Raw genomic sequence first — 23,254 nt, 5'->3', positions numbered from 1 at the left:
CTAATCCGATAGCGTGTCGCCCCAGTCCAGGCGTCGGGCGCGCTTGAACATGTCACCGTCGCGCTTGGTGAACAGCGTCTCGGTGGCGGTGCCATCTTCTTTGCAAAGCTTGAGCTGAATTTTGCCGGAACCGGACTTGGATGGCGCTATCACCCTTGCGTGACGAGAAGCAGCGGGCTGACGAGAGGCGGCGACAAAGATGTATTTCTCGTCTTCCCATGGCACCTCGGCATCCTTCGCAAGCCTGTGCAAGCGCGAACGGGCAACGCGGCGGGCAAAGTGGCACCAGTCTGGCGGCGCGAGCGGGCAGGGCGCGTCATGCGGGCAAGGGGCAAGCACATGCGCGCCCGCCTCGATCAGTTGCCGGCGCACCGCAAGAATGCGCTGCCAGCCTGCGGGAGTGCCCGGCTCGACGATCAGAAGCGTGTCGGCGGTCAATTGCCAGAGCCGCTCGGTGAGCTTCGGCAGCGATGCCGGCGCGATTTCGTCCAGCACATAGGCCGCGGTGACGAGGTCGGCCGGTTTGACGTCGGACAGGTCAATGGTGATGTCCCCGGCAAGCCAGGTGATCTCGGAAGTGATCGCTCCCGCGGCCATCCTCTCGCCAACCTTGCGCGCCGGGTTGCTGGCTTCCACCAGCGTCGCCTGTTGCAGGTCGGGCCACAGATCGGTCGTGGCCCAAAGCACAGTGCCAGGCCCGGCGCCGACATCAAGTAATGTCCTGGGCGTGAACGCTGGTCTTGATTCTTCGAGGGCGTCCAGGCTGGCACGAACAGCGGCGTAGGTCGCCGGCAGCCGCGTCGCCAGATATGCCTTTACGGCCATGTCCTGCGCCATGTGCAGACGGCCATCCCGCAATTCGGCGCGATAGCGGTCCGAAAGCAACCTGGCGGCTTGTTTGAGCGCGGACAGGGGAACGTTTTCTAGCATGATGTCGACGGCCTGCCGGAGCCGGGCGGGAAGTTCCATGGTCTATGCCCCCCGCGGAGCGAGCAAGATGATAGACGCGCCGATCAGGCAAAACGCCGCACCGGCAAGGTCCCAACGGTTGGGGCGCACGCCCTCCACGAGCCACAGCCATGTCAGCGAGGCCGCGATGTAGATCCCACCATACGCGGCATAGGCGCGGCCAGCGGCCGCCGTGTCGACCAGCGCCAGCAGCCATGCGAACAGGATGAGCGACACGAGGCCGGGCGGCAGCCATAGCGCCGATTTTTCCAGCCGCCACCATGCCCAAACCGAAAAACAGCCGGCAATCTCGGCAAGGGCAGCGGCGATATAGAGGATGTAATTCATCAAAAAGGTCTCGCGGCGTTGGCGAGACCTTTTTCAGGGCAGTGGCCGGCAATGGCAAGCGGCAATAGCTGCCGCCGCGGCCCGTTACTTGTCTGCCATCTTGCGACGGCGTGCGGGCTTGGCGGCCGCCGGTGCCTTTTCGCGGTGGCCCATGTCGCGCATCTCCAGGGCTTTTTCGCATTTGCCGATATAGTCGCGCGACATCGGCAGCGTGTCGTTCTTCTTGGCGATCTGGATCTGGAAGATCACCAGATCCTGCCAGCGGAAGGCGGCTTCCGATGCTGCCAGATAAAACTCCCACATACGGCAGAAACGCTCGTCATAGATCGCCTTGGCCTTGTCGCGGTTGGCGGCAAAGCGTTGGCTCCAGTGTTTCAGGGTGTCGGCGTAATGGAGGCGCAGGATCTCGATATCGGTAACGACGAGACCCGACTTCTCGATCGCCGGCATCACCTCGGAGAGCGAGGGAATATAGCCGCCCGGGAAGATGTATTTGCGGATGAAGGCGCTGGTCGCCCACGGCACGCCGGAGCGGCCGATCGTATGCAAGAGCATGACGCCATCCGGTTTGAGCAGCGTCGCCGACTTGTCGAAGAAGGTTCGGAAATGGTTGACTCCGACATGCTCGAACATGCCGACCGAAACGATGCGATCGAAGCGTTCGTTGAGCTCTCGATAGTCTTTGAGTTCGAAATGCACGTGGCTTTCGAGCCCTTGCGCATGGGCGCGGTCGGTTGCGACACCATGCTGCTCGGTGGATAGCGTCACGCCCTGCACATCGACATCGAAAGCCTTGGCGAGATAAAGGCCTAGACCCCCCCAGCCCGAGCCGATGTCGAGCACGGTCTGGCCGGGCTTTAGCCTGAGCTTTGCCGCGATGTGGCGCTTCTTGGCGGCCTGCGCCTCGTCGAGCGTCATGTCCGGCTGCTCGAAATAGGCGCAGGAATACTGCATGTCCTCGTCGAGAAAGAGCCTGTATAGGTCGCCGGACAGGTCATAGTGCCGTTGCACATTGCGGCGCGAACGCGACGTCGTGTTGATCTGTTGAAGGCGGCGGAAAGCATGGCGCAGGCCCTCGATCGCCTTGGACCACGTCGCATCGATGCCGCCGCTGCCCATGTTCTGGAAAGCGATGCGCATCACGCCCAGCACACCGCCATCGAGAATGTCGAGTTCGCCGTCCATGTAGGCTTCCGGAACCGCCAGCATCGGATCGAAGGTGATGGCGCGCTCGGCATGCGCTGTCTTGATGTGCATGTGCACCGGTTCGCCGCTGCCGTCGCCGAAAACAACTGTCGAGCCGTTGGGACCGGTTACCTTGAGATTGCCGGTGCGCACCAGGCGGTCGAGAACGCGCTTCAACAGAATATTCATGACCAAATGTCCCCTCTCGGTCAGACAGGCTGTCCTACTCTGCATCAATATATAGGGGTTCGAAAAGTTCCATTTGGCACAAAAATGCCCGGGCGAGGAACCCGGGCATTGGTCCAGAATGACTGGTACCGGTCGGATGCAAATGACAGCAGAGCGCATCCTTCCGGATGCGCTCTGTCTCGTTACATCGTTATGCGTTGTCTTCGTCGCCTTCGAATTCGGAATTCGGGTCGAAGAAGTTCTCCGGCCGGGCGTTGTCGTTGATGTCGTCGCCGTAGATCGCTTCGGCGGTGGTCAGTGTCTCGCCCTTGGCCTGGCGTTCGGCTTCGTCGGCCGTGCGGGCAATGTTGAGCGTGATCGTGACTTCGACTTCCGGATGCAGCGCGATCGCAACATTGGTGAGGCCGATTGTCTTGATCGGGTGGTTCAGCAGAACCTGGCTGCGAGCGACCGAGAAGCCTTCCGCCGTCAGCAGGTCGGCGATGTCGCGCGTCGACACCGAACCGTACAGCTGGCCGGTTTCACCCGCCGAGCGGACGGTGATGAAGCTCTTGCCGTCGAGCTTTTCAGCAACCTGCGTCGCCTCGGACTTGCGCTCGAGATTGCGTGCCTCGAGCTGGGCGCGCTGGCCTTCGAACTTCTTCTTGTTGGCTTCGTTGGCGCGCAGCGCCTTGCCCTGCGGGAGCAGGAAGTTACGGGCGAAACCGTCCTTTACCTTGACGGTATCGCCCATCTGGCCGAGGCGGGAAACGCGTTCGAGAAGAATGACTTCCATGGTTTGTTCCTTTCAGTTGGGCGCGCGAGCGCCGAATTCGATGGAACAGGTCAGGAAGCAAAAGGGGCGTCGCCGCCGGTGTCGCTGTCCTGCCTGTCGCGGCAGTTAGAGGTTGCCCTCAACTCGGGATTTCAATGCATGTCGCCCAAAACTGGTCTCCCGGCTTTGGACCGACGACATGCGTCGTCAAGTAACCTCGCGGCGCCCGTCGCCGTGAGGCGACACGGGCGGCAAGCCGCCCGTGTCGGAGAAATTAGCGAACCACGTAGGGCAGCAAACCGAGGAAGCGGGCGCGCTTGATCGCCTTGGCGAGCTCACGCTGCTTCTTCTGGCTGACGGCGGTGATGCGCGAAGGCACGATCTTGCCACGCTCGGAAATGTAGCGCTGCAGCAGACGCACGTCCTTGTAGTCGATCTTAGGCGCATTGGCGCCTGAGAACGGGCAGGTCTTGCGGCGGCGATGGAACGGACGCCGGGTCGGGATCTGATTGATGTCGACCATTATTCTGCACCCCCTTCAAAGCCTTCGCGCGGACGGCGCGGACCGCGATCGCCACCGGCATCGCCGAAGCTGCGCGGCGGACGATCGCCGCGGTCGCCACGGTCACGGTCGCCGAACGAGCGAGGGCCGCGATCGCCGCGGTCACGGTCGCCGAAGCCGCCACGCTCGGAGCGCTCTTCGCGCTTCTGCATCATGGCCGACGGACCTTCCTCATGCGCCTCGACCTTGACGGTCAGGAAACGCAGCACGTCCTCGGACAGGCCCATCTGGCGCTCCATCTCGTTGAGCGCTGCCGGTGGGCAGTTAAGGTCCATAAGCGTGTAGTAAGCCTTCCGGTTCTTGTTGACCCGGTAGGTGAGGGACTTCAGTCCCCAGTTCTCGACCCGGCCGACGGACCCGCCATTCGCGGAGATGACGCCCTTGTACTGTTCGACAAGCGCATCGACCTGCTGCTGCGAGAGGTCCTGCCGAGCAAGAAACACATGTTCGTAAAGAGCCATATTGTATCTCTAGCCTTTCTTCGTTTCTCTCCCGGTCCCGGCGGCAAAAGCCTCTGCAACTTCTCTGACCCACTGGTCCCGATGAGGGAAAGGGGAAGAAAGGAGCATGACGAGACGGTCGAGAGCGGAGACACGGGAGGCGGAAACGCTTCTGGTTCCACACGAAGGTTTGGAAAACCTCCGGCCCTCCGTTCAGCCCCCAGCAAGGACCGGCAGATTGCGGGCGTCTATACAGCAATCCTCGGGGAAGGCAAGGGCGACCACGTTTCAGATGGCGTCCCTTTTGTCGCGGAGCGGGGCAGGTTTCAAGGGTTTGCCGGAAACCTGCCCTTAACCACTACGTCAGGTTGTGTGCGATTGCACGCTTTTATCAACGATCAATTCACCAGGATGAGCGCAGGAGATCAGGACAACCGCGCATGATGCGGAAGACTGGGCACGTCCGGGGGTAAGGATGCTCAAGAATTTCTGTCGCTCCAAGAGCGGCAATTTCAGTTTGCTGCTGGCTCTTGGACTGCCGGCGATCCTGACGGCCGTGGCCTTCGCCTCGGACGTCTCGACCCTGATGAGAGCCAAGAGCAATCTGCAGAACGCACTCGATGCCGCCAACCTTGCGTCCTCGCACCTCGGTGACCTCGACGTCACGCGCCCGGATGCCTTCAACCGCTACTTTCAGGCCAATATCGCTGGCCATGCCGAATTGGGCAACGCGGTGGCGACGCTGAACGTCGACAAGGGCGTCAACTTCGTCAAGACCAAGGCGGTCGCGTCGGCGGACGTCAATCTGAACTTCGCGTTTCTGTTCGGAAGCGAAAAACACATCACCGCCGATGCTTCGGCGGTCGAATCCAACAATCAGCTCGAAGTCGTGCTGGTCCTGGATAATACCGGCTCCATGGCCGGCGCGCGCATGACCGCGTTGCGGCAGGCGACAAAATCATTGCTGGACTACCTCGAAGCGGTCAAATCGCCGACACGCAAGGTGCGTGTGTCATTGGTCCCCTTTGTCACCGCGGTCAATGTCAATGGCGAGGGCTTCGATCCGTCATGGATCGACATGGATGGAAAATCGTCCACCAACGGCGTCAATTTTCCAGTCATTGACGGCAAGCGACCCAACCATATGGCGTTGTTCAAGCAGCTGCAGCAGGACGTGCCGGCCGCCAAGAGGACCGGCTGGAACGGCACAGGCTGGAAGGGCTGCGTGGAAGCGCGGCCGGGCGCCTACAACATCTCCGATACGCCGCCCGATCCGTCCCGGCCCGACACGCTGTTCGTGCCATACTTCGCGCCTGATGATCCCGATGTTGCCAAGAAGCCATCCGGCTCCTACGGCAACTCGGCGACGGCTTACAACAATTCCTATCTGGATGACGTCAGCGACAAGACAAAACTTGCGCAGTCGGGCGGCAACATCCTCGGCATCGATCTGGGTGGCCTCGTCGGCGGTATCGTCGACATGCTCCTGGGCGCCAATATGGAGAAGGTCGCGAAATATGTCGCGCCTGCCAACAAGATCATCACGGAGGCAAACACGGCTGTCACGGTCGGCCCGAACCGTGCTTGCCCGACGCCGATTGTCCCGTTGACCGATAACTTCGACAAGCTGCGCAAGGCCGCCAGCGACATGACCGAATGGAACGGCTCGGGCACCAACGTGTCGGAGGGTCTGTCCTGGGGGATGCGAGTGCTCTCGCCTGATCCGCCCTATACGGACGGCACGCCGTGGAAGACGCCCGGTGTCAGCAAGGTCGTGATGTTGCTGACGGACGGTGAGAACGTTGTCTATGGCGCCAGCAACCAGCCGACCAAGTCCGACTATACATCCTATGGTTACCTGGCGGGCGGGCGCTTCGGATCGGACAACCAGACGACGGCCGCGCGCAATGTCGACGGCTGGACCAAAAGCGTTTGTACCCAGCTCAAAAGCCAGGGGGCGCAGATCTATACGATGGTGCTGCAATCGGACACCGCCGCCAACCGCACCCTCTATAGCGCCTGCGCGTCAAACCCGACCGACTATTATGCCGTCAACGATCCGAGCAATCTGCCGAACGTATTCCAGCAGATTGCCAACAAGTTCTCCAAGCTGCAATTGACCAACTGATTTGGGCGACCGTCCGTGAAAACAGAATTCGTCACCTTGGTCAGCTGGTATGGGCAACGAGCTTGTCCACCGTCTCGGGGAAGAAGTCAGGCGCGGCGTGGCGCTTGCCGAACATCATATCGTATTGCAGCAACCGAAAATCGCGGATGGCTGGGTCCACGTCCTTCTGCCGTGCCCAGTCCTGCGTTGCCTCTCCCGCGGGGGTCAGCAGCAGGTTGCGGTCGACGACGCTGAAACGCTCTCGCATCTGCCCCAGGAAGCCGGTGTAGTAGGGATGGCTTATGCCTGCCGTCTTCATGACGTGGTAGGGCAGGAAGGCAGGGCTGACCGCGCCCAGATCCTTGGCCGCCCCGGTGCGGTTGGACCAGACGACCAGGGGAGTCTGGTGGTGCTGCAAGGCGGCGTCAACCGAGGCCTCCCTGCGTGGCGCGACGTTGTTGGTCATGAAGCCGGTTTCCACATAGACCGGGCCGAGCGGAGGCAGATGGTCTCCAAAAAAAGCGATGACCGTCGGCCGCTCGCGTTGCCTTGCCCACTCGATCAACCGTTGCAGGCCACGGTCGGCATCGGCTGCGCCTTCGGCATAGGACAATAGCGAGTCGCGTGCCCACTGGCTGGTTGGCGCCTGGACCGTATGGGTCGGATTGACATAGCGGTTGGGCTCATAAGGCCCATGGTTTTGCAGGCTGACGGCAAAGAAGAAGAACGGCTCGTCGGTATCGTCAGCCTCGCGGATGATCTCGTCGGTCATGGCGGCATCGGAGGCCAGCGGGCCGCGTCTTTCCATCGGCGGCAGGTTTTCCTCCGACTTGAAGTCTTCGAAGCCGAAATCGGCATAGACGGGCGTCCGGTTCCAGAACCAACTGGTGCCCGGATGGATGGCCCGCGTTTCGTAGCCCTCGCTTTTCAGGAATGTCGCCATCGACGGAACCGGCGCGCGAACATATTGCTGATAGGGGATGCTTCCGGCCGGCAGGAAAGCATTGGAGAAGCCTGTCAGCGCCTCGAACTCGACATTGGCGGTCATGCCGCCGAATTCGGGCGAGAACACATGACCCGATCCCAGCGATCGTACGGTGGGAATAGGGTCGGGCGTGATCGTGACGCCAGGCAGAATGGCCGGATCCCAAAAGGATTCGCTCATGACTATGATGATATCGGGCTTTTCGTCTGGCACCGAGGCCGTTACATCGGGCCTTCGGATCGCAGCGATCGCCTTGTCGGAATAGCCTGCCGGTGCAGTGACATGGGCCATCGGCACGTTGAGCGCGAAAGCGAGCGCGAACCCGTTGGACGCGTAATTTTCCTTCTGGTCCCACATCATCGGAATGATCTGCAGACGGTCGCGCGTCCACGAGAAGGTTGCGTAGTCCATGATCGAGACGAAGAATGCGAGCAGCGGCACCGCCAGTGTCAGGCGCGCAAGACGGCCCTTGTGGCTCAACGCCGGAACGCGGCGGCGCCACTGGCGCCATGCGAAAACAAGCAATGCCAGGCCGGCGACAATGCCGAGGGCCATCGCCATCGCCGCCATCGGGCGATCGCGCACGAGCAACGGCAACAGCGCGACGATCTGACGGGCATAGAGGAAGTCGGTCGGATAAAGCGGATCGCCGAGATAGAGCGATTTCTGATGCCCGACAAAAGCCAGCGAAAGCGTGAGCGGCGCAATGATCATCAGGCTCTGATGCGTGCGGCCGAGCACGGCATCGAGGCCGATCATGATCAGGGCGAACACAACGATCGTGGTCCAGCCTGGCTTGAAAGGCTGGAAGAAGAAGGAAACGGTGCCGGCAAGATCGCCGCGCACGATCAGTTCGATCGCGAAGACCAGGATGGCCGAGGCTAGCAGGCTGGTCAGGCCGTAACGAATGATCGGCCAGGCTCTGCCCGGCAGATATCCGGTCGACGGATCGCCTTCCAGAAATTGCGGCGCGTTTTTGACTGCGCCTCTCAAACCTTTTGCCAATCTATAATTCCCCGGGCCTGCAATAAATGCGTCACTGAATTGTCATTGAATTGTCACGCAAAACTAGCGCCTGTGGCGAAAATGAGAAGAGCCAGCAAACGAATCGTGAGTGGTTTTCATCACGAGTGATCGTCAAAAAACATTTGGAACGGGCCCTTGGCCGGTATTTCCGTGCCAATGTCCGCGAACAAGCAGCCAGGCCGTGGGCTTGACTTGGCCGCCCGCCTTGCGTCACAGGCAGGCAAAATCAGTTGCTGGAGCACGATATGGCAATCGCATTCACGTTTCCGGGGCAAGGTAGCCAGGCGGTCGGTATGGGCAGGGATCTGGCCGATGCCTTCCCGGAAGCGCGGCGTATCTTCGAGGAAGTCGACGACGCGCTCGGCGAAAATCTGTCGAAGCTTATCTGGGAAGGACCCGAGGAGACGCTGACGCTGACCGCTAACGCGCAGCCGGCGCTGATGGCTGTGTCGCTGGCCGCGATCCGGGCGCTCGAAGCGCGCGGCTTTTCATTGAAGGACAAGATCGCCTATGTCGCCGGGCATTCGCTTGGTGAATATTCGGCATTGGCCGCTGCCGGGTTCGTTTCGGTTGGCGACGCCGCCAGGCTTTTGCGCATACGCGGCAATGCCATGCAGGCCGCAGTACCGGCCGGCGAGGGGGCGATGGCGGCAATCATCGGGCTGGAGCAGGCCGATGTCGAGGCAGCTTGCGCCGAGGCCGCCACGGGTTCCGTCTGCCAGATCGCCAACGATAATGGCGGCGGCCAGCTGGTGATCTCCGGCGCCAGGGCGGCGGTCGAACTGGCCGCGAAGCTTTGCACCGATAAGGGCGCCAAGCGGGCGTTGATGCTGCAGGTCTCGGCGCCTTTCCATTCGGCGTTGATGGCGCCGGCCGCGGATGTGATGCGCGAAGCGCTGGCCGGCGTGACGACACATGCGCCGGCCGTTCCCGTGGTCTCCAACGTGTCTGTGTCGCCAACAAGCGATCCCGACGAAATCGCTCGCCGATTGGTCCTGCAGGTAACCGGCAGGGTGCGCTGGCGCGAAACCGTGGAATGGTTTGGCCAGAACGGCGTGACGACGCTCTATGAAATCGGCGCCGGGAAGGTCCTGTCTGGCCTTGCGCGGCGTATCAACCGCGACATCGCCACCTGTGCCGTCGGCACATCCGCTGACGTTGATGCGGCATTGGCATTGCTTGCATAATCAGGCTCGATTTTGATCTCACCCGTGCAAAGGGTGTTCTCTTGAAAGGGAAGAAAATGTTCGATCTGACTGGCCGCAAGGCGCTCGTTACCGGCGCATCCGGTGGCATTGGCGAGGCGATCGCCCGCGTTCTGCATGCGCAGGGCGCCATCGTCGGCCTGCATGGTACGCGCATCGAGAAGCTCGAGACGTTGGCCGCCGAACTCGGCGACCGGGTCAAGCTCTTTCCCGCCAACCTGGCGAATCGCGATGAGGTCAAGGCGCTCGGCCAGAAGGCCGAAGCCGATCTCGAAGGCGTCGACATTCTCGTCAACAATGCCGGCATCACCAAGGACGGGCTTTTCGTGCGCATGTCGGATGCCGACTGGGACACTGTGCTCGAGGTCAATCTGACCGCGGTGTTCCGGCTGACGCGCGAACTTACCCATCCGATGATGCGGCGCCGGCATGGCCGCATCATCAACATCACTTCGGTTGTCGGCGTCACCGGAAATCCCGGTCAGGCCAATTACTGCGCATCCAAGGCCGGCATGATAGGCCTCTCGAAATCGCTGGCGCAGGAGATTGCGACCCGCAACATAACCGTCAACTGCGTCGCCCCGGGCTTCATCGAATCAGCGATGACCGACAAGCTCAATGACAAGCAGAAAGAGGCGATCATGGCGGCGATCCCCACGCGGCGCATGGGTACAAGCGCCGAAGTCGCTTCCGCCGTCGCCTACCTCGCTTCGAACGAAGCCGGCTATGTCACCGGACAGACCATTCATGTGAACGGCGGCATGGCGATGATCTGAACAAGGTCGCCAAGGGTTGTGAAAACTAACCATTTCGCCTTGGACCCGGGCGGATTTTCGTGTAATGCGGCCCGCAACCCGGCGGTTCGGGCAAGAACCGGTCCTGTGCTGTTGTGTTTCCGACAGGGCCATCTTTCAGCTTGATTAGCGGCATTCTGCCCGCTAACGAAGACAGACAAACAAAAGACGAGGATGCCCACATGAGTGACACCGCAGAGCGCGTCAAGAAGATCGTCATCGAGCATCTTGGCGTCGATGCCGACAAGGTGACGGAGCAGGCTAGCTTCATCGATGATCTGGGCGCTGACAGCCTCGACACGGTTGAACTTGTCATGGCGTTCGAAGAAGAGTTCGGCGTCGAAATCCCCGACGATGCGGCCGAAACCATTCTGACCGTCGGCGACGCCGTGAAGTACATCGACAAGGCTTCGGCCTGACGCTTTCGCAGTCATTACCTGGGGAGGACCTGCGATGAGGCGTGTCGTCGTCACGGGCCTTGGGTTGCTGTCGCCATTCGGCATGGGCTTTGAGCACAGCTGGAAGGAACTTCTGACCGGCCGAAGCGCTGCCAGACGAGTCACTGAATTCGAGGTGGACGATCTTGCCTGCAAGATCGCCCACGTCATTCCTCGCGGTGACGGCAGCAATGGCACGCTCAATCCAGAGGCTATTCTTGAGCCGAAGGAACTGCGCAAGATCGGCGACTTCATCCTTTACGGGATCGCGGCCGCCGACGAAGCGCTGAAGGATTCCGGCTGGGCGCCCCGGACCGAGCAGGAGCGCTGCGCCACGGGCGTCATGATCGGTTCCGGCATTGGCGGCCTTGAGGGCATCGCCGAGAACGCGCTCATCCTCCACGAGCGAGGCCCGCGCCGCATCAGCCCGTTCTTCATTCCGGGTAACATCATCAATCTGGTCTCCGGGCAGGTGTCGATCCGGCACGGCCTGAAAGGCCCTAACCACGCTGTCGTCACGGCTTGCTCGACCGGCGCGCACGCCATCGGCGACGCCGCGCGGCTGATCATCTTTGGCGATGCCGACGTGATGCTGGCCGGCGGCGCAGAAGCGCCGGTAACCCGGCTTTCGCTCGCTGGTTTCGCCGCATGCCGCGCGCTGTCCACCGAGCGTAACGACACGCCGCAAAAGGCCTCGCGTCCCTATGACCGCGACCGCGACGGTTTTGTCATGGGCGAGGGTGCCGGCGTCGTCGTGCTTGAAGAACTCGAGCATGCCAAGGCACGCGGCGCAAAGATCTATGCCGAGGTAACCGGCTATGGTCTTACTGGCGATGCCTATCACATCACCGCTCCGGCCGAAGATGGCGATGGCGCCTTCCGTTGCATGACGGCGGCGCTGAACCGGGCCAAGCTTACGCCCGCGGATATCGACTATATCAATGCCCACGGCACCTCGACCATGGCGGACACGATCGAACTCGGTGCCGTGGAAAGGCTTGTTGGCAACGCCGCCTCGAAGATATCGATGTCGTCGACCAAGTCGTCGATTGGCCATCTCCTGGGCGCCGCGGGAGCGGCCGAGGCAATCTTCTCGATTCTGGCGATACGTGACAACGTCGCGCCGGCGACCATCAATCTCGACCACCCCGAGCGTGAAACGGCTATCGATCTGGTGCCGAACACGCCGCGGGCGCGCCAGATCGACGTTGCGCTTTCCAATTCCTTCGGCTTTGGCGGCACCAACGCCTCGCTGGTTTTCCAGCGCTACGATGGCTGACCGGTTCGCCGGTCGGCATCGCCTCGCCGTGTCGTCAATTTCGCCATATTCGCCTCTACTCTTCCGCAGGGGATTCGTCGCAAGATCAAACGGTAGGGCGCTATGAACACAAATCCGGCGAACAATGGGGAATTCGGCCAGAAACCTGCGTCGGGCCCGATCGTGCCGAAGACTGCCAGTGAGGCGTTGCGTCCTGAAGCCGGCACGCCTCCACCGAAGCGCTCGCGCGCTTCGCGCAGCCAGATCATCGTGTTCATGAATTTCTTCTTCTCGCTGGTCGTTCTGGTGATCCTGGCAGCTGGCCTGGCGCTTTACTTCGGCAGGCAGGCGTTCAACGAGCCTGGCCCGTCGGCCAACGGCGACACGTTCATGGTCAAGGCGAACTCCGGTGTCCAGGACATTGCGGATCAGCTGGAGCGGCGCGGACTGATCAGCGACGCCCGTATATTCCGTCTTGGCGTGCGAGCCTACGGAAACGATTCCGCGCTGAAGGCTGGCGAATATGCGATCAAGCCCGGCGCCTCGATGCGCGACATCATGGAATTGCTCAAGAGTGGCAAGTCGGTGATGTATTCGCTGACCATTCCCGAAGGGCTGACCGTTGAACAGGCGCTTCAGCGGATCGCCGAACAGGATGCGTTGAGCGGCGACATGCCGAAGACCGAGCCACCTGAGGGCAGCCTTGCGACCGATACGTTGCGCTTTACCCGCGGTGCGACACGCCAGCAGATGGTCGACAAGTTGTTGGCCGACCAGAAGAAGCTGGTCGAGGATGTCTGGCAGCGTCGCGCACCCGACCTGCCGCTGGCCAGTATCGATGACTTCGTCACATTGGCCTCGATCGTCGAGAAGGAGACGGGCAGGGGCGATGAACGCTCTCGTGTCGCCGCGGTCTTCCTGAACCGGCTGGCCAAGGGCATGCGGCTGCAGTCGGATCCGACCATCATTTATGGTCTGTTCGGCGGCAAGGGTAAGCCGGCCGATCGCCCGATCTATCAGTCGGACATCCAGAAGCCGACGCCTTACAACACCTATCTGATCAATGGTCTTCCGCCGACACCAATCGCCAACCCTGGCCGGGCCGCGCTTGAGGCGGTCGCCAATCCTTCGAAGACTGATGACCTCTATTTCGTCGCCGACGGTACGGGCGGCCACGTCTTTGCCTCGACGCTGGAAGAGCACAACCAGAATGTCGCCCGCTATCGGGCGCTGCAGAAGAAGCAGGCCGACGACGCTGCCAAGGCGGATGCAGCCAAAGGTGCCGATCAGACGGGCAATGACAGCTCCGGCAGTGACAACAATGCCAAAAAGCCGGCGGACAATGGCGGCGATGATCTCGGCGGCGACGCTGGCGCGGCACAGTAGGCCGCACTGCGTCGGAAATCCTTTGCGTTGTCGATATTTGTGCGTAAAGGGCGGACGATTTTGAAGGAGCTCCGCGCGGCCCGATGGAAGCGCCTGCGATGCTCATGAATTTGAAGCTGCGCATGATCGCTTTCGATCTTCGAGATCATGCGCCAGGGGGCGTACGAATAACATGAATTTGCAGAGCATGACCGGTTTTGCACGCGCGGCGGGCGAGTACGCCGGCACCGCGATCGCCTGGGAAGTCAAATCCGTCAACGGCAAGAGTGTCGAAGTCAGGCTGCGGCTTCCGCAGGGGTTCGAACGGCTTGAGCCAACCGTCAGGCAGACGATCCAGAAGCGGTTTTCGCGCGGCAATTTCCAGGCGACGCTGACGATCGGCCGCGCCGCGGGCACGCAGGCGCAGCCTGTGGTCAACGAAGCATTCCTGAAGGATGTGGCCGGCCTGGCCAAGCGGTTGCAGGAGCAGTTCGGCGTGGCGCCGGCGACCGCCGATGGACTGCTGTCGCTTCGCGGTGTGCTCGACATCCCCGAAACCGTCGAAACCGAGGACGAGCGGTCTGCTCTCGACGTGGCGATCATGGCCGCGCTCGAGGAGGCGTTAAACGGGCTGGAAAAGGCGCGGCAAGGCGAGGGTGAAGCGCTGCGCTCGCTTCTTTCAGGCCATATCGACGCCATCGAGGCGCTGACGCTGCAGGCGGAAGCTGATCCGTCCCGCGAGCCGGCCGCTATCCGTGAAAGGATCGCTGAACAGGTTCGGCTGTTGATGGATGCCTCAGCCAATCTCGACGCGAGCCGGTTGCACATGGAAGCCGCATTCCTTGCCACCAAGGCCGACATTCGCGAGGAGATCGACCGCCTGAAGACGCATGTCGCATCCGGTCGGACGCTGCTCAACGGCGGTGGCGCGATTGGCCGCAAGCTTGATTTTCTGGCACAGGAATTTAACCGCGAATCGAATACGCTCTGCTCGAAGTCTAACGCTGCCGCCGTCACCGCCATCGGCCTGGAGCTGAAGGCGGTCGTCGATCAGTTCCGCGAGCAGGTCCAGAATCTGGAGTAACCCGATGGTTGCCAAAGACCCGATGGTTGCAAGAGACCTGGGCTCACGCATTCGCCGCAGGGGGCTGATGCTTGTTCTGTCATCGCCGTCCGGCGCCGGCAAATCCACGATCGCGCGCAATCTGCTTGAGAGCGATTCCAGCCTGGAACTATCGGTCTCGGTCACCACCAGGCCCAGGCGGGGCAGCGAAATCGAGGGTGTCCACTATCACTTCCGCACGATGCGCGATTTCGAGCGTCTGCGCGATTCCGATGCCCTGCTGGAATGGGCGGAGGTGCACGGCAATTGTTACGCGACGCCGCGCGAGCCTGCCGAACTGGCGCTGGCGCAAGGCCGCGACATGCTGTTCGACATCGACTGGCAAGGAGCCCAGCAGCTGAAGGAGAAGATGCGCGCCGATATCGTCTCGATCTTCATCCTGCCGCCGTCGATGAAGGAGTTGAAGGCAAGGCTCAAGCGCCGCGCCGAGGACCAGGAGTCGGTGATCGATATGCGGCTGAAAAACGCTCGCAACGAAATCGAGCACTGGAAGGAATATGATTTCGTCATCGTCAACGATGACCTCGATCGTGCCTTCGCCGAGGTACGCGGCATTGTCGTTGCCGAACGTCTGAGACGCGATCGCCGGCCCGGCCTTTTCGATTTCGTTTCCGGGCTTCTCGACGAGAAGACGGGCTGACCTCCCGCCTTTGTCTCGGGTAACGGGATAGCGAACTACACGGCGTTGGTCAGCCGCACGAATTCCTCGACGCTCAGTGTCTCGGCGCGCCGGGTCGGGTCGATACCGGCGCGTTCAAGCAGTGCCTCGCCGCCCAGGCTTTTCACGCTTTGCCGCAACATCTTTCGGCGCTGGCCAAAGGCAGCCTCGGTGACACGGCCGAGTTTCTTGACGTCGACAGGCAATGGGCTCTGGCGCGGCAGCAGATGCACCACCGACGAGGTAACCTTCGGTGGCGGCGTGAATGCCTGCGGCGGTACGTCGAAGGCGATCCTGGCCTCCGTGCGCCATCCGGCTAGCACGCCGAGCCGACCATAATGATCGCTGCCGGGAGCGGCAACGATGCGCTCGGCCACCTCGCGCTGGAACATCAGCGTCATCGACGCGTAGAAAGGCGGCCAGTCGGTGACGGTCAGCCAGCGCACCAGAAGTTCGGTGCCGATATTGTAAGGGAGGTTGGCGACGATTTTCGTTGGCCCGTCCCCCGCGAGCGTTGCGAAATCCGTCTTCAGCGCATCGCCCGCGATGACCTCCAGCCGGCCTGGATAGTGATTGGACACTTCCGCCAATGCAGCCAGGCAACGCTCGTCGCGCTCGATGGCGATGACGCGGCTGGCGCCATGCAGCAGCAGCGCGCGCGTCAGTCCACCAGGACCTGGCCCAACCTCGATCACAGTGGTGGCCGTCAGGTCGCCGGCGGTGCGCGCGATCTTGCCGGTCAGGTTCAGGTCGAGCAGAAAATTCTGGCCGAGCGCCTTCTTTGCCTGCAGGCCATGGCGCTCGATCACATCGCGCAAAGGCGGCAGGCCGTCGATGCTCATGCGCGCAGGCTCAGGCGGGAAGCACTCATGCGGCAGCAGCCTTGGTTCCGGTGTCGGCGAGCCTTCTGGCAAGCTTCAGGGCAGCGATCAGGCTGTCGGCGCGCGCGACGCCCTTGCCTGCGATGTCGAAGGCGGTGCCGTGATCCGGCGATGTCCGGATGAAGGGCAAACCAAGTGTGACATTGACGGCCTCGTCGAAGGCCAGTGCCTTTGCCGGGATGAGCGCCTGGTCGTGGTACATGCAGATGGCGGCGTCGTAACCGGCGCGGGCCCGTGCATGAAACATCGTGTCAGCTGGAAGCGGGCCGAAGGCGTCTATACCCTCCCGGCGCAAGATGTCGATCGCCGGACGAATGACCAGCTCGTCCTCGGTACCGATCGCCCCGCCTTCGCCGGCATGCGGGTTGAGGCCGGCAATGGCAAGCCTCGGCTTCGATATGCCGAAGCGGCTCGCGAGGTCGGAGGCGGTTATACGCGCGGTTGCGACGATAAGCTCTGTTGTCAGCGCCTTCGGCACCGCGGCCAGAGGAATATGGATTGTGACGGGGACCGTGGACAGATCCGGTCCCGTCAGCATCATCACCGGCATCACCTCGGCTCCGGTGTGGAGTGATGCCAGATGTGCCAGATACTCGGTATGGCCGGGAAAGCGAAAACCGGCATCGTAGAGCGGCTTCTTCGCGATAGGGCAGGTGACGACCGCCGCCGCCCGACCCGCGAGGCAGTCCGCAACCGCGCGATCGATGGCTTCGATAGTGCCGGCCGCGTTGGCTGGATCAGGCTTTCCTGGACTGTCGACGAAGCGGGCGGAGAGCGGCACGACCGGCAATGCGCGCGAAAATATCCGCGAGGCCTGAGCTGGCGTCGTCTCGACGATTTCCAGCTTGGCGCCCACCCGACGCGCCCGCGCTTCGATCAATTGCGGATCGCCGAGCAGGTAAAAGGCAGGGATCGCGAAGGCGTCCCGGGCCCGCCATCCGGCAATCGCGACTTCCGGTCCGATTCCTGACGGGTCGCCAACGCTCAATGCCAGCGGGATTTCGGCGCCATGCACGATCATGCCGGAATTCAGCGTTTGATGATTCGGGCTTTCGCCTTCAGCTCCTCGACATATTTCTTGCTGAGGTCGTCGGCGGTCTTGTCGCTGGTATCCTCGCTCTGGAATACCATCTGCGCGACCTTGTCGTCGGACACTTCGCGCGAGGAGCAGATGCCGATGAACTCGATGCCGCGCTCGGTTTCACGCACAGGAGTGGCTCCGCCGACCTTCGTGGCCTTGACCTGGTCTGCCCAGTCCGGCGGCAATTGCGGCGCCAGTATTCGGCCGAGGTCGCGAACGGTGACATCCACGAGGCCCTTGGCGAATTCGCGCGTGGTGTTGCAGCCATTGAAGCGGGCGCGCATGGCGTCGGCTTCGCGTTTGCGCTTGGCCAGCGTCGCGCTGCGCTCTGCGGGCGGTACGACGAAGATCACCTGCTGAAGCATGTACTCCATGGCCGTCGGCTTGGTGCCGCCATTGCTGAGCATGCGCTTCACAGCGTCCTGCTCGCTGGTTCCGCCGCCGTCGCCGGAACGATAGCGCGCGCTCAACGCCTGGTTCCAGGCCATCTGGGCACGGATGAACTCCTTGAAATGCTCCTTGGTTACACCAGACTTCTCCATGATGCCGTCGAGCTGGCTGATCTGCATCTTGTTGGTCGTGGCGAAGCGCTGGTAAGCGGCATCAACCTGGGCATCGCTGATGCGAATGCCAAGCCGTTTGACCTCTGCCATCCGCAATGTCTGTTCGATCATGTCGTTGGCGGCGTCGCCCTTCTTGTGCTGGAGACGCAGGAAAGCCGCCCGGTGCGCGATGTCACCGCTGGTCAACGGTATGTCATTGACGATGTATTTGATCTCGCTGGCGAATGCCGGCGGCGTCATCACTGTTATCGAGACAGAGGTAGCGGCCACGAGCAACGCAAAGCCTGCCGAAAAGAGGTATTTCCTCATAGAAAGCATCCCAATTCCATCCCGGTTCCCGCCCGTTTCGATCCCTGCCCCAGGGTGCGTGGAATCGGTGCCAGACCTATGCGGCAAAACGATGTCGTCAGCCGACTTCCCGCTCTTGGGCGCTATCCACTACTGGATCGTGTCGACGGAGCTTTGTGATGAGCCGAAATCGCCGAGCGTGCGGAACGAAAGGTTGAAGCCTATGTTCTGCGAGACTTCCCGCGTGGTCAGGTCGCGCGTCTGCGAAAAGGTCATCAGATAGGTGAAGCATGAATCGTTGTAGGCGAAGCCCACGCCATCCTTGACCAGCAGGTTGCTCTGGAGGTCATAGGTGCCGGTCCCAAAGACGCGCCATGCCTCGGCAACATGCGTGGAGGCACCAAGCGTGACCTCGTGGCGATCCGTTGTGAAGCCATAGAGCGGCTGGGCTTGGATGAACGCGTATTTGGCGCTCAGCGAAATCGGCAGGCCCGAATAGGCCGCCTTCAACTCCGCGCGGCGGACTTCAAAGGTTTGCTCGTCGAAACGACCGCTGACCGAGCCGGAGAACCCGTTGGGGCTGTTGAGGCCGATCAGCCCGACATAATCTGACGAGGACGTCTGCAGGCCTGAATAGGCGCCGACGTTTACGAGGTCCGGTGCGTCGAACGAGTTGCGCCCGGCGAGTTGGTAGGACTGGCCGAACAGGCCGTTGGTGCTCCAGCCATTGTCATACGAGCCCGTATAGCGGAAGCCGACATTGGCGCGCGTACCACCTTCGATTCGATCGTAGCCGGAGAACTTGTCTTCCTCGAACAGCGTTGTCGCGTCGAAGACCAGGCTCTGGGCGTCTTCATTTGGTATGGCTAGGCCACCGACATACTGTTCGCTCGGACGCACGAAAACCTGCGCCATGGGTTCCAGGACATGGCTGGAATTGGCGGCCGAGAACAACAACGGCCAGCGCACTTCGAGACCGGCGGTCGCCATATAGCGTGCCAGCGACGAACGCATATCGTCGGACACGTTCAAAGTCGTCGCCATGTTGTTGATGGCGGCAAGCGATGCCGAGGATGCGTTCAGATAGCTCGCATCGCCGCGTAGTGCGAGCAGGGGCGTTAACACGAGCCCATCCTCGGTCGTGAACGTGCGCTTCCACTCAGCTTCCGCCGTCAACCGTCCGGAATCGCCCTGAATGCCGGGAACACGCACGGTCGGAGTGGTGCTGTCGTATGGAGTTTCGTAGCCTTGATCGACGCTATCGCGGCGGATGGCCCGCGCGTTCACATTGATGGACAATTGGCCGCCGGCCACCGCCACGTCAGGAATATACGCGTAGTCCAGCGATGGCAGGACCCATGGCTGCTGGCCGGAGCGTGCCGATGGATCATCGCTCAACGGATTTTCCTGAACATCGAAATGGATGGCGCGCACGTCGAAATAGTTACGGTCGTTGAGGCCGGTCAGATAAACCTCTGAGCGATGGATGACATCGCCGTAATCCTGGATGCTGTACGTGCGCGAAAAATTCTTGTCGGTCTGCAACAGGATGTTCCAGCCGAAATCCCAGCGCGGATTGATGGCGAACTGTCCCTGGGTCCCCATCATGCCACGGAACTTGTTGGGATCTCCCTGTGCGCCCGAGTTGACGTTATGGCCATTGGTGGCGGGGAAACCGGCGGTATCAATGAACGCACCCGGGTCCTGCTGGTTTATGCCCGCGACCTTTATGCTGTATTGCCCATTGTTGAAACGTTGCCGCCATTCGGCCTCGCCCAGGAAACCCTGCTTGCTGTAGCCGGTGCCCGTGGCGGTAAGGTCATATGTTGGCGACAACGCGAAATAGTATGGAACTTTAACGTTGTAGCCCAGATCGCTGTTGTAGCCGATGCTGGGGATCAGGAAGCCGCTCTTGCGCTTGACCGTCGGATCCGCGATCTCGAACGCAGGCAGATAGGCGAGCGGAAAGCCGAAGAATTCGAAATTCGCGTTCTCGAAGCGAACCGTCTTCTTTTCACCGTTCCAGATGATCTTTCGCGCCTTGACGCGCCAGGTCGGCGCTTTGTCCGGCTTGTCTTCGCAAGGTTCGCAAGCCGTATAGACACCATTGTGGAACGTGGTCAGCACGCCGCCCATGCGCTCGGCGCTTTCCGCCGCGAAATAGGCCTTGTCGACCGTTTCGACACGCAGTGCGTTGGCGAAGCCATCGGCGAAATCGTCGGTCAGGTCGACATGGTCCGAATAGACCTTGGTGCCATCGGCATTGACGACCTGCACATTGCCGCTGGCAACGAGGCGCTTGGTCTTGCGGTTGTATTCGACGCGCTGCGCGACAAGGCGATTGCCACCATAGTCGATCTGCACGCCGCCGACCGCCGTTACCGTCTGGTTGTCATTGTCATAGACAAGCGTATCCGCGGCTAGCAGCATCTGCGAGCCGGAAGGCACTTTGGGCGCCAAATCGGTTACCTGCTGGGCGACAGCCGGCACGACGGTGACCCCGAAGGCGACGAGGCATGCCAAGGCGCTCGCCGCATAAAGGCGCGCCAAACCGGCCTGCCTATAGCTGCGCAAAACCGCCTCCCTCACTAGCCGTCTTCCTTGTATAGCAGGAATGTCACCCCAAAGAACATAGCTACAACAACCGGAACCCACGCAGCCACAGCGGTGGGCACGAATCCCGCAACGCCGAATGCTTTGACCAACACCGAAACGACATAAAGCAGAAACCCGGCGAGGACGCCACCCAGAATCATCGTTGCTGACTGCCCCATCCTCGCAAATCGCATTGATACTGTTGCAGCAATCAGCGTCATCGCGACGAGAAGGAATGGCAGCGCCACCAGCGAATCAAACTGCATGGCGAAGGCATTTGCCTTGAGGCCGAAGGAGCGGGCAACCTCGATCTTGCCCGGAAGATCGTAGAAAGGGATCGTTTCCGGGCGTGCCAGCCGTTCCTGGACGAATTCCGGCTTCAGATTGGTCGGTACCCGATCGCTCTCCACCGATCGGATGGTGCCATCCTTGAAGATCTTGACGTCCTGCAGGTCCCAGTAGCCGTCTCGCAAATAGACACGTGCCGCGTCCTTGCGCTCGACGATATCGCCTTGCGGGCTAAGGATGAAGAAGACGGCGTCTGCCATCTCCAGGCCCTGATTGAGGATGGCGCGGGCGCCGATGATGGTGTCGCCCGAACTGGTTTTTTGCCGGATCCAGGGAGCGGAATCGGCGGAGACGGCGTTCGATTTTCCGGAGCGGAGCTCCGTCTCCATTTGCTCGGACCAGGAAAAAGCATGCGCGGCGAGAGGGTTGATGATCCCGACGGAAAAGGCGCCGAACAGGAGCGCGCCGATGCAGCATGGCAAAAGGAACTGCCATGCTGAAACGCCAGCGGAGCGTGCGATGACCAACTCGTACTTGCGGTTGAGCGAGACCAGTGTCGCCATCGCCGAGAACAGGCCGACAAATGGCACGGTCTGCAGCATGATCATCGGCATTCTAAGCCCCGAAATGGCGAGCGCCGTTCCGTAGGTGAAACCCGGCAAGCCGGTGGTGCGGCCGGAAAGCTCGGTGAAATCGATCAGGAACACCAGTGCCAGCAGGCCGATGAAGAACCAGATGGTGATCGACACATAGCGGAAGAAAAAATACCGGCCCAGCGTCCAACCCATCAGTTGATCCTCTGTCCGGACGCGTTGCCCCTGGAGAAGCGCAGCTTGATGGCGTTCCAGCCGTCCGTGATGCGGTCGGCGGCGTTCGTCATCCAGTCAGCCCAGGCGACCGGCAGTTCCATGGTCCGGTTGGTGACGATGAACCAGATTGCGACCGCGGATGCAACAATCGGTACGCCGTAGACCATGTAGGCATATTGCGGCACCGAGTCGGCCTTGCCGTCGGCGAAGAATCCCAGCCAGCGAACAAACAGGGAGATGCCGATGGCCGTGATCAGCGGATTGACGCGTGCTTCGCGATGCGAGCGTGCATCGCCGGCCACCGCAAGCGCGATCAGGGCAAAGACCAACGAATACATCCATTCCGTGAAACGCTGGTTGATCTCGGCCCGGTAGGTGTTCGGCTCTCGCTGGAAAACCTTGTCGTTCGGGTCCGGATTGAGCAGATATTGCGTCGTCTGGTCCTTCGCCATCAGGGTTACCGCTGAAGCCGCCGACATGAAGGCGGACAGGTCGAACGCATAGGATGTGAACCGGATGACCGAAAGGTCGCCGGTCAGCGTTTTGCGGTGGATGACGCCGTCGTTCATCATCAGCACCTTTTCGGCGCCGCGTTCGATGATGGAGCCGCTTTTGGCATAGTAGACGAGATTGACGCCTTCCTCTCGCGAATCGGCAACGAAGATGCCGCCGAGACGATTGTCCGGAAGCCGTTCGCCGATCTGCAGGAACAGTCCGTCGTCGATCTTTCGGAACGTGCCTTCCTGGATGACCAGGGTCAACAGATCCGCCCGCGACGACGCGACCAGCTCGCGATTCTTCTGGCGTGCATAGGGATCGATGCCGTTGTCGACGGCGAATGAAAAGAGCGCGGCGCCGAGCGCGAGCAGCATGATCGGCCTGGCGATTGTCCAGCGCGAGGCGCCGGCCGCATTGATGACGGCCAGTTCCGAATCCGCATTCATCGTGCTGAGCGTCTGCGCCACCGCCACCACCAGCGCAAAAGGCACGACGATGGGGATGATTGACGGCAAAATGAGAGCGGCGACTTCGAAGAAGGTAAGGGCCGACTGGCCACTGTCGGTGACGAGATCGATACGGGCCAGAACCTGCGTGGTCCACACGATCGCCAGCGTCCAGACCAGCGCCGCCATGAAGACCACGAAAGCGCGGCGCATGATGTAGCGTTCAACGACCTTCATGAAGGCTTTTCTCGATTTTTTCGAACGGCATCATGCCGCTGAACAAGGTAGCCGTCCGCCGCTGCCCGCACAACCGGTTCGATCTGGTTCCTGTCCCACATCACCATTGCCGGCTGGGCGGAGTGTCGGCGGGATTGGATAAGAAAGGGCAAACATGCTTGGTTAACAACAGGTTGCGGCAAAA

Annotated in this window: 21 protein-coding genes; 8 read left to right on the top strand and 13 right to left on the bottom strand. The window is 61.3% G+C overall.

All coding sequences use genetic code 11. From position 1 onward, the window contains the following. The 6 genes from ACO07C_RS08455 to rpsF form a co-directional block, all read right to left on the bottom strand. Window positions 1-969 (bottom strand): small ribosomal subunit Rsm22 family protein, encoded by a 969-nt coding sequence (locus ACO07C_RS08455; protein ID WP_421913721.1) that lies wholly within the window; start codon window positions 967-969, stop codon window positions 1-3. A gap of 3 nt (window positions 970-972) precedes the next feature. After that, entirely contained in the window at window positions 973-1,296 is a 324-nt protein-coding gene (locus ACO07C_RS08450) for a YnfA family protein (protein WP_421913720.1), read from the bottom strand. Window positions 1,297-1,380: 84 nt separating this feature from the next. Next, window positions 1,381-2,670, bottom strand: coding sequence for a class I SAM-dependent methyltransferase (locus ACO07C_RS08445; protein WP_421913719.1), 1,290 nt, complete (start codon window positions 2,668-2,670; stop codon window positions 1,381-1,383). 190 nt (window positions 2,671-2,860) lie between these two features. Further along, window positions 2,861-3,445 (bottom strand): 50S ribosomal protein L9, encoded by a 585-nt coding sequence (gene rplI, locus ACO07C_RS08440; RefSeq protein WP_421913718.1) that lies wholly within the window; start codon window positions 3,443-3,445, stop codon window positions 2,861-2,863. 253 nt (window positions 3,446-3,698) lie between these two features. Then, window positions 3,699-3,947 (bottom strand): 30S ribosomal protein S18, encoded by a 249-nt coding sequence (rpsR, locus tag ACO07C_RS08435; protein ID WP_006203718.1) that lies wholly within the window; start codon window positions 3,945-3,947, stop codon window positions 3,699-3,701. Further along, window positions 3,947-4,447 (bottom strand): 30S ribosomal protein S6, encoded by a 501-nt coding sequence (gene rpsF / locus ACO07C_RS08430; protein WP_192181295.1) that lies wholly within the window; start codon window positions 4,445-4,447, stop codon window positions 3,947-3,949. Before rpsF ends, rpsR begins: the two co-directional genes overlap by 1 nt. A 454-nt stretch (window positions 4,448-4,901) precedes the next feature. Here rpsF and ACO07C_RS08425 point away from each other — a divergent pair, with 454 nt between their 5' ends. Beyond that, complete coding sequence (locus ACO07C_RS08425) at window positions 4,902-6,554, top strand: pilus assembly protein TadG-related protein (RefSeq protein WP_421913717.1); 1,653 nt, start codon at window positions 4,902-4,904, stop codon at window positions 6,552-6,554. A gap of 40 nt (window positions 6,555-6,594) precedes the next feature. On the opposite strand, the gene ACO07C_RS08420 is transcribed toward ACO07C_RS08425, so the two are convergent. Further along, window positions 6,595-8,511 carry an LTA synthase family protein gene (locus ACO07C_RS08420; RefSeq protein ID WP_421913716.1) on the bottom strand — a complete coding sequence of 639 codons (1,917 nt, stop codon included), beginning with the start codon at window positions 8,509-8,511 and terminating at the stop codon, window positions 6,595-6,597. Window positions 8,512-8,789: 278 nt separating this feature from the next. On the opposite strand from ACO07C_RS08420, the gene fabD reads away from it, so the two are divergent. The 7 genes from fabD (at window position 8,790) to gmk (ending at window position 15,366) form a co-directional block, all read left to right on the top strand. Beyond that, window positions 8,790-9,731, top strand: a complete 942-nt coding sequence (gene fabD, locus ACO07C_RS08415; RefSeq protein ID WP_421913715.1) for an ACP S-malonyltransferase — start codon at window positions 8,790-8,792, stop codon at window positions 9,729-9,731. A 56-nt stretch (window positions 9,732-9,787) separates the two neighbouring features. Further along, entirely contained in the window at window positions 9,788-10,525 is a 738-nt protein-coding gene (fabG, locus tag ACO07C_RS08410; RefSeq protein ID WP_421913714.1) for a 3-oxoacyl-[acyl-carrier-protein] reductase, read from the top strand. 200 nt (window positions 10,526-10,725) lie between these two features. Then, window positions 10,726-10,962, top strand: a complete 237-nt coding sequence (locus ACO07C_RS08405) for an acyl carrier protein (protein WP_006203723.1) — start codon at window positions 10,726-10,728, stop codon at window positions 10,960-10,962. Between the two features lie 34 nt (window positions 10,963-10,996). After that, entirely contained in the window at window positions 10,997-12,259 is a 1,263-nt protein-coding gene (gene fabF, locus ACO07C_RS08400; protein ID WP_421913711.1) for a beta-ketoacyl-ACP synthase II, read from the top strand. 102 nt (window positions 12,260-12,361) lie between these two features. Next, window positions 12,362-13,624, top strand: coding sequence for an endolytic transglycosylase MltG (gene mltG, locus ACO07C_RS08395; protein ID WP_421913710.1), 1,263 nt, complete (start codon window positions 12,362-12,364; stop codon window positions 13,622-13,624). A 172-nt stretch (window positions 13,625-13,796) separates the two neighbouring features. Next, the gene (locus ACO07C_RS08390; RefSeq protein WP_421913709.1) at window positions 13,797-14,687 is read left to right on the top strand and encodes a YicC/YloC family endoribonuclease; all 891 of its coding nucleotides are present in this window, start codon (window positions 13,797-13,799) and stop codon (window positions 14,685-14,687) included. 4 nt (window positions 14,688-14,691) lie between these two features. Continuing rightward, a complete protein-coding gene (gene gmk / locus ACO07C_RS08385; protein WP_421913708.1) occupies window positions 14,692-15,366 on the top strand; it encodes a guanylate kinase in 675 nt (224 codons plus the stop codon). Between the two features lie 35 nt (window positions 15,367-15,401). Here gmk and rsmA read toward each other — a convergent pair whose 3' ends face one another. The 6 genes from rsmA to lptF form a co-directional block, all read right to left on the bottom strand. Beyond that, complete coding sequence (rsmA, locus tag ACO07C_RS08380) at window positions 15,402-16,226, bottom strand: 16S rRNA (adenine(1518)-N(6)/adenine(1519)-N(6))-dimethyltransferase RsmA (RefSeq protein ID WP_421913707.1); 825 nt, start codon at window positions 16,224-16,226, stop codon at window positions 15,402-15,404. A 25-nt stretch (window positions 16,227-16,251) separates the two neighbouring features. Next, window positions 16,252-17,286 (bottom strand): 4-hydroxythreonine-4-phosphate dehydrogenase PdxA, encoded by a 1,035-nt coding sequence (pdxA, locus tag ACO07C_RS08375; protein WP_421913706.1) that lies wholly within the window; start codon window positions 17,284-17,286, stop codon window positions 16,252-16,254. An 8-nt stretch (window positions 17,287-17,294) separates the two neighbouring features. Further along, window positions 17,295-18,227: a SurA N-terminal domain-containing protein gene (locus ACO07C_RS08370; protein WP_421913705.1), complete on the bottom strand. Its 933-nt coding sequence runs from the start codon at window positions 18,225-18,227 to the stop codon at window positions 17,295-17,297. A 120-nt stretch (window positions 18,228-18,347) separates the two neighbouring features. Continuing rightward, window positions 18,348-20,786: an LPS-assembly protein LptD gene (locus ACO07C_RS08365; RefSeq protein WP_421913704.1), complete on the bottom strand. Its 2,439-nt coding sequence runs from the start codon at window positions 20,784-20,786 to the stop codon at window positions 18,348-18,350. After that, complete coding sequence (gene lptG / locus ACO07C_RS08360; RefSeq protein ID WP_421917473.1) at window positions 20,786-21,871, bottom strand: LPS export ABC transporter permease LptG; 1,086 nt, start codon at window positions 21,869-21,871, stop codon at window positions 20,786-20,788. Before lptG ends, ACO07C_RS08365 begins: the two co-directional genes overlap by 1 nt. Next, entirely contained in the window at window positions 21,868-23,070 is a 1,203-nt protein-coding gene (lptF, locus tag ACO07C_RS08355; protein WP_421913703.1) for an LPS export ABC transporter permease LptF, read from the bottom strand. The genes lptG and lptF overlap by 4 nt, the downstream gene beginning before the upstream one ends. Window positions 23,071-23,254: the final 184 nt, after the last annotated feature.

The sequence above is a fragment of the Mesorhizobium sp. genome, from assembly GCF_965229135.1.
Classification (GTDB): domain Bacteria; phylum Pseudomonadota; class Alphaproteobacteria; order Rhizobiales; family Rhizobiaceae; genus Mesorhizobium.
The sequence above is the reverse complement of the archived record's forward strand: the minus strand, read 5'-3'. Positions and strand labels throughout refer to the sequence as shown.

What these genes read in the sequence shown, in the direction of transcription:
- ACO07C_RS08455 (WP_421913721.1), bottom strand. Translation starts at nt 969, where the DNA reads ATGGAACTTCCCGCCCGGCTCCGGCAGGCCGTCGACATCATGCTAGAA.
- ACO07C_RS08450 (WP_421913720.1), bottom strand. Translation starts at nt 1,296, where the DNA reads ATGAATTACATCCTCTATATCGCCGCTGCCCTTGCCGAGATTGCCGGC.
- ACO07C_RS08445 (WP_421913719.1), bottom strand. Translation starts at nt 2,670, where the DNA reads ATGAATATTCTGTTGAAGCGCGTTCTCGACCGCCTGGTGCGCACCGGC.
- rplI (WP_421913718.1), bottom strand. Translation starts at nt 3,445, where the DNA reads ATGGAAGTCATTCTTCTCGAACGCGTTTCCCGCCTCGGCCAGATGGGC.
- rpsR (WP_006203718.1), bottom strand. Translation starts at nt 3,947, where the DNA reads ATGGTCGACATCAATCAGATCCCGACCCGGCGTCCGTTCCATCGCCGC.
- rpsF (WP_192181295.1), bottom strand. Translation starts at nt 4,447, where the DNA reads ATGGCTCTTTACGAACATGTGTTTCTTGCTCGGCAGGACCTCTCGCAG.
- ACO07C_RS08425 (WP_421913717.1), top strand. Translation starts at nt 4,902, where the DNA reads ATGCTCAAGAATTTCTGTCGCTCCAAGAGCGGCAATTTCAGTTTGCTG.
- fabD (WP_421913715.1), top strand. Translation starts at nt 8,790, where the DNA reads ATGGCAATCGCATTCACGTTTCCGGGGCAAGGTAGCCAGGCGGTCGGT.
- fabG (WP_421913714.1), top strand. Translation starts at nt 9,788, where the DNA reads ATGTTCGATCTGACTGGCCGCAAGGCGCTCGTTACCGGCGCATCCGGT.
- ACO07C_RS08405 (WP_006203723.1), top strand. Translation starts at nt 10,726, where the DNA reads ATGAGTGACACCGCAGAGCGCGTCAAGAAGATCGTCATCGAGCATCTT.
- fabF (WP_421913711.1), top strand. Translation starts at nt 10,997, where the DNA reads ATGAGGCGTGTCGTCGTCACGGGCCTTGGGTTGCTGTCGCCATTCGGC.
- mltG (WP_421913710.1), top strand. Translation starts at nt 12,362, where the DNA reads ATGAACACAAATCCGGCGAACAATGGGGAATTCGGCCAGAAACCTGCG.
- ACO07C_RS08390 (WP_421913709.1), top strand. Translation starts at nt 13,797, where the DNA reads ATGAATTTGCAGAGCATGACCGGTTTTGCACGCGCGGCGGGCGAGTAC.
- gmk (WP_421913708.1), top strand. Translation starts at nt 14,692, where the DNA reads ATGGTTGCCAAAGACCCGATGGTTGCAAGAGACCTGGGCTCACGCATT.
- rsmA (WP_421913707.1), bottom strand. Translation starts at nt 16,226, where the DNA reads ATGAGCATCGACGGCCTGCCGCCTTTGCGCGATGTGATCGAGCGCCAT.
- pdxA (WP_421913706.1), bottom strand. Translation starts at nt 17,286, where the DNA reads ATGATCGTGCATGGCGCCGAAATCCCGCTGGCATTGAGCGTTGGCGAC.
- ACO07C_RS08370 (WP_421913705.1), bottom strand. Translation starts at nt 18,227, where the DNA reads ATGCTTTCTATGAGGAAATACCTCTTTTCGGCAGGCTTTGCGTTGCTC.
- lptF (WP_421913703.1), bottom strand. Translation starts at nt 23,070, where the DNA reads ATGAAGGTCGTTGAACGCTACATCATGCGCCGCGCTTTCGTGGTCTTC.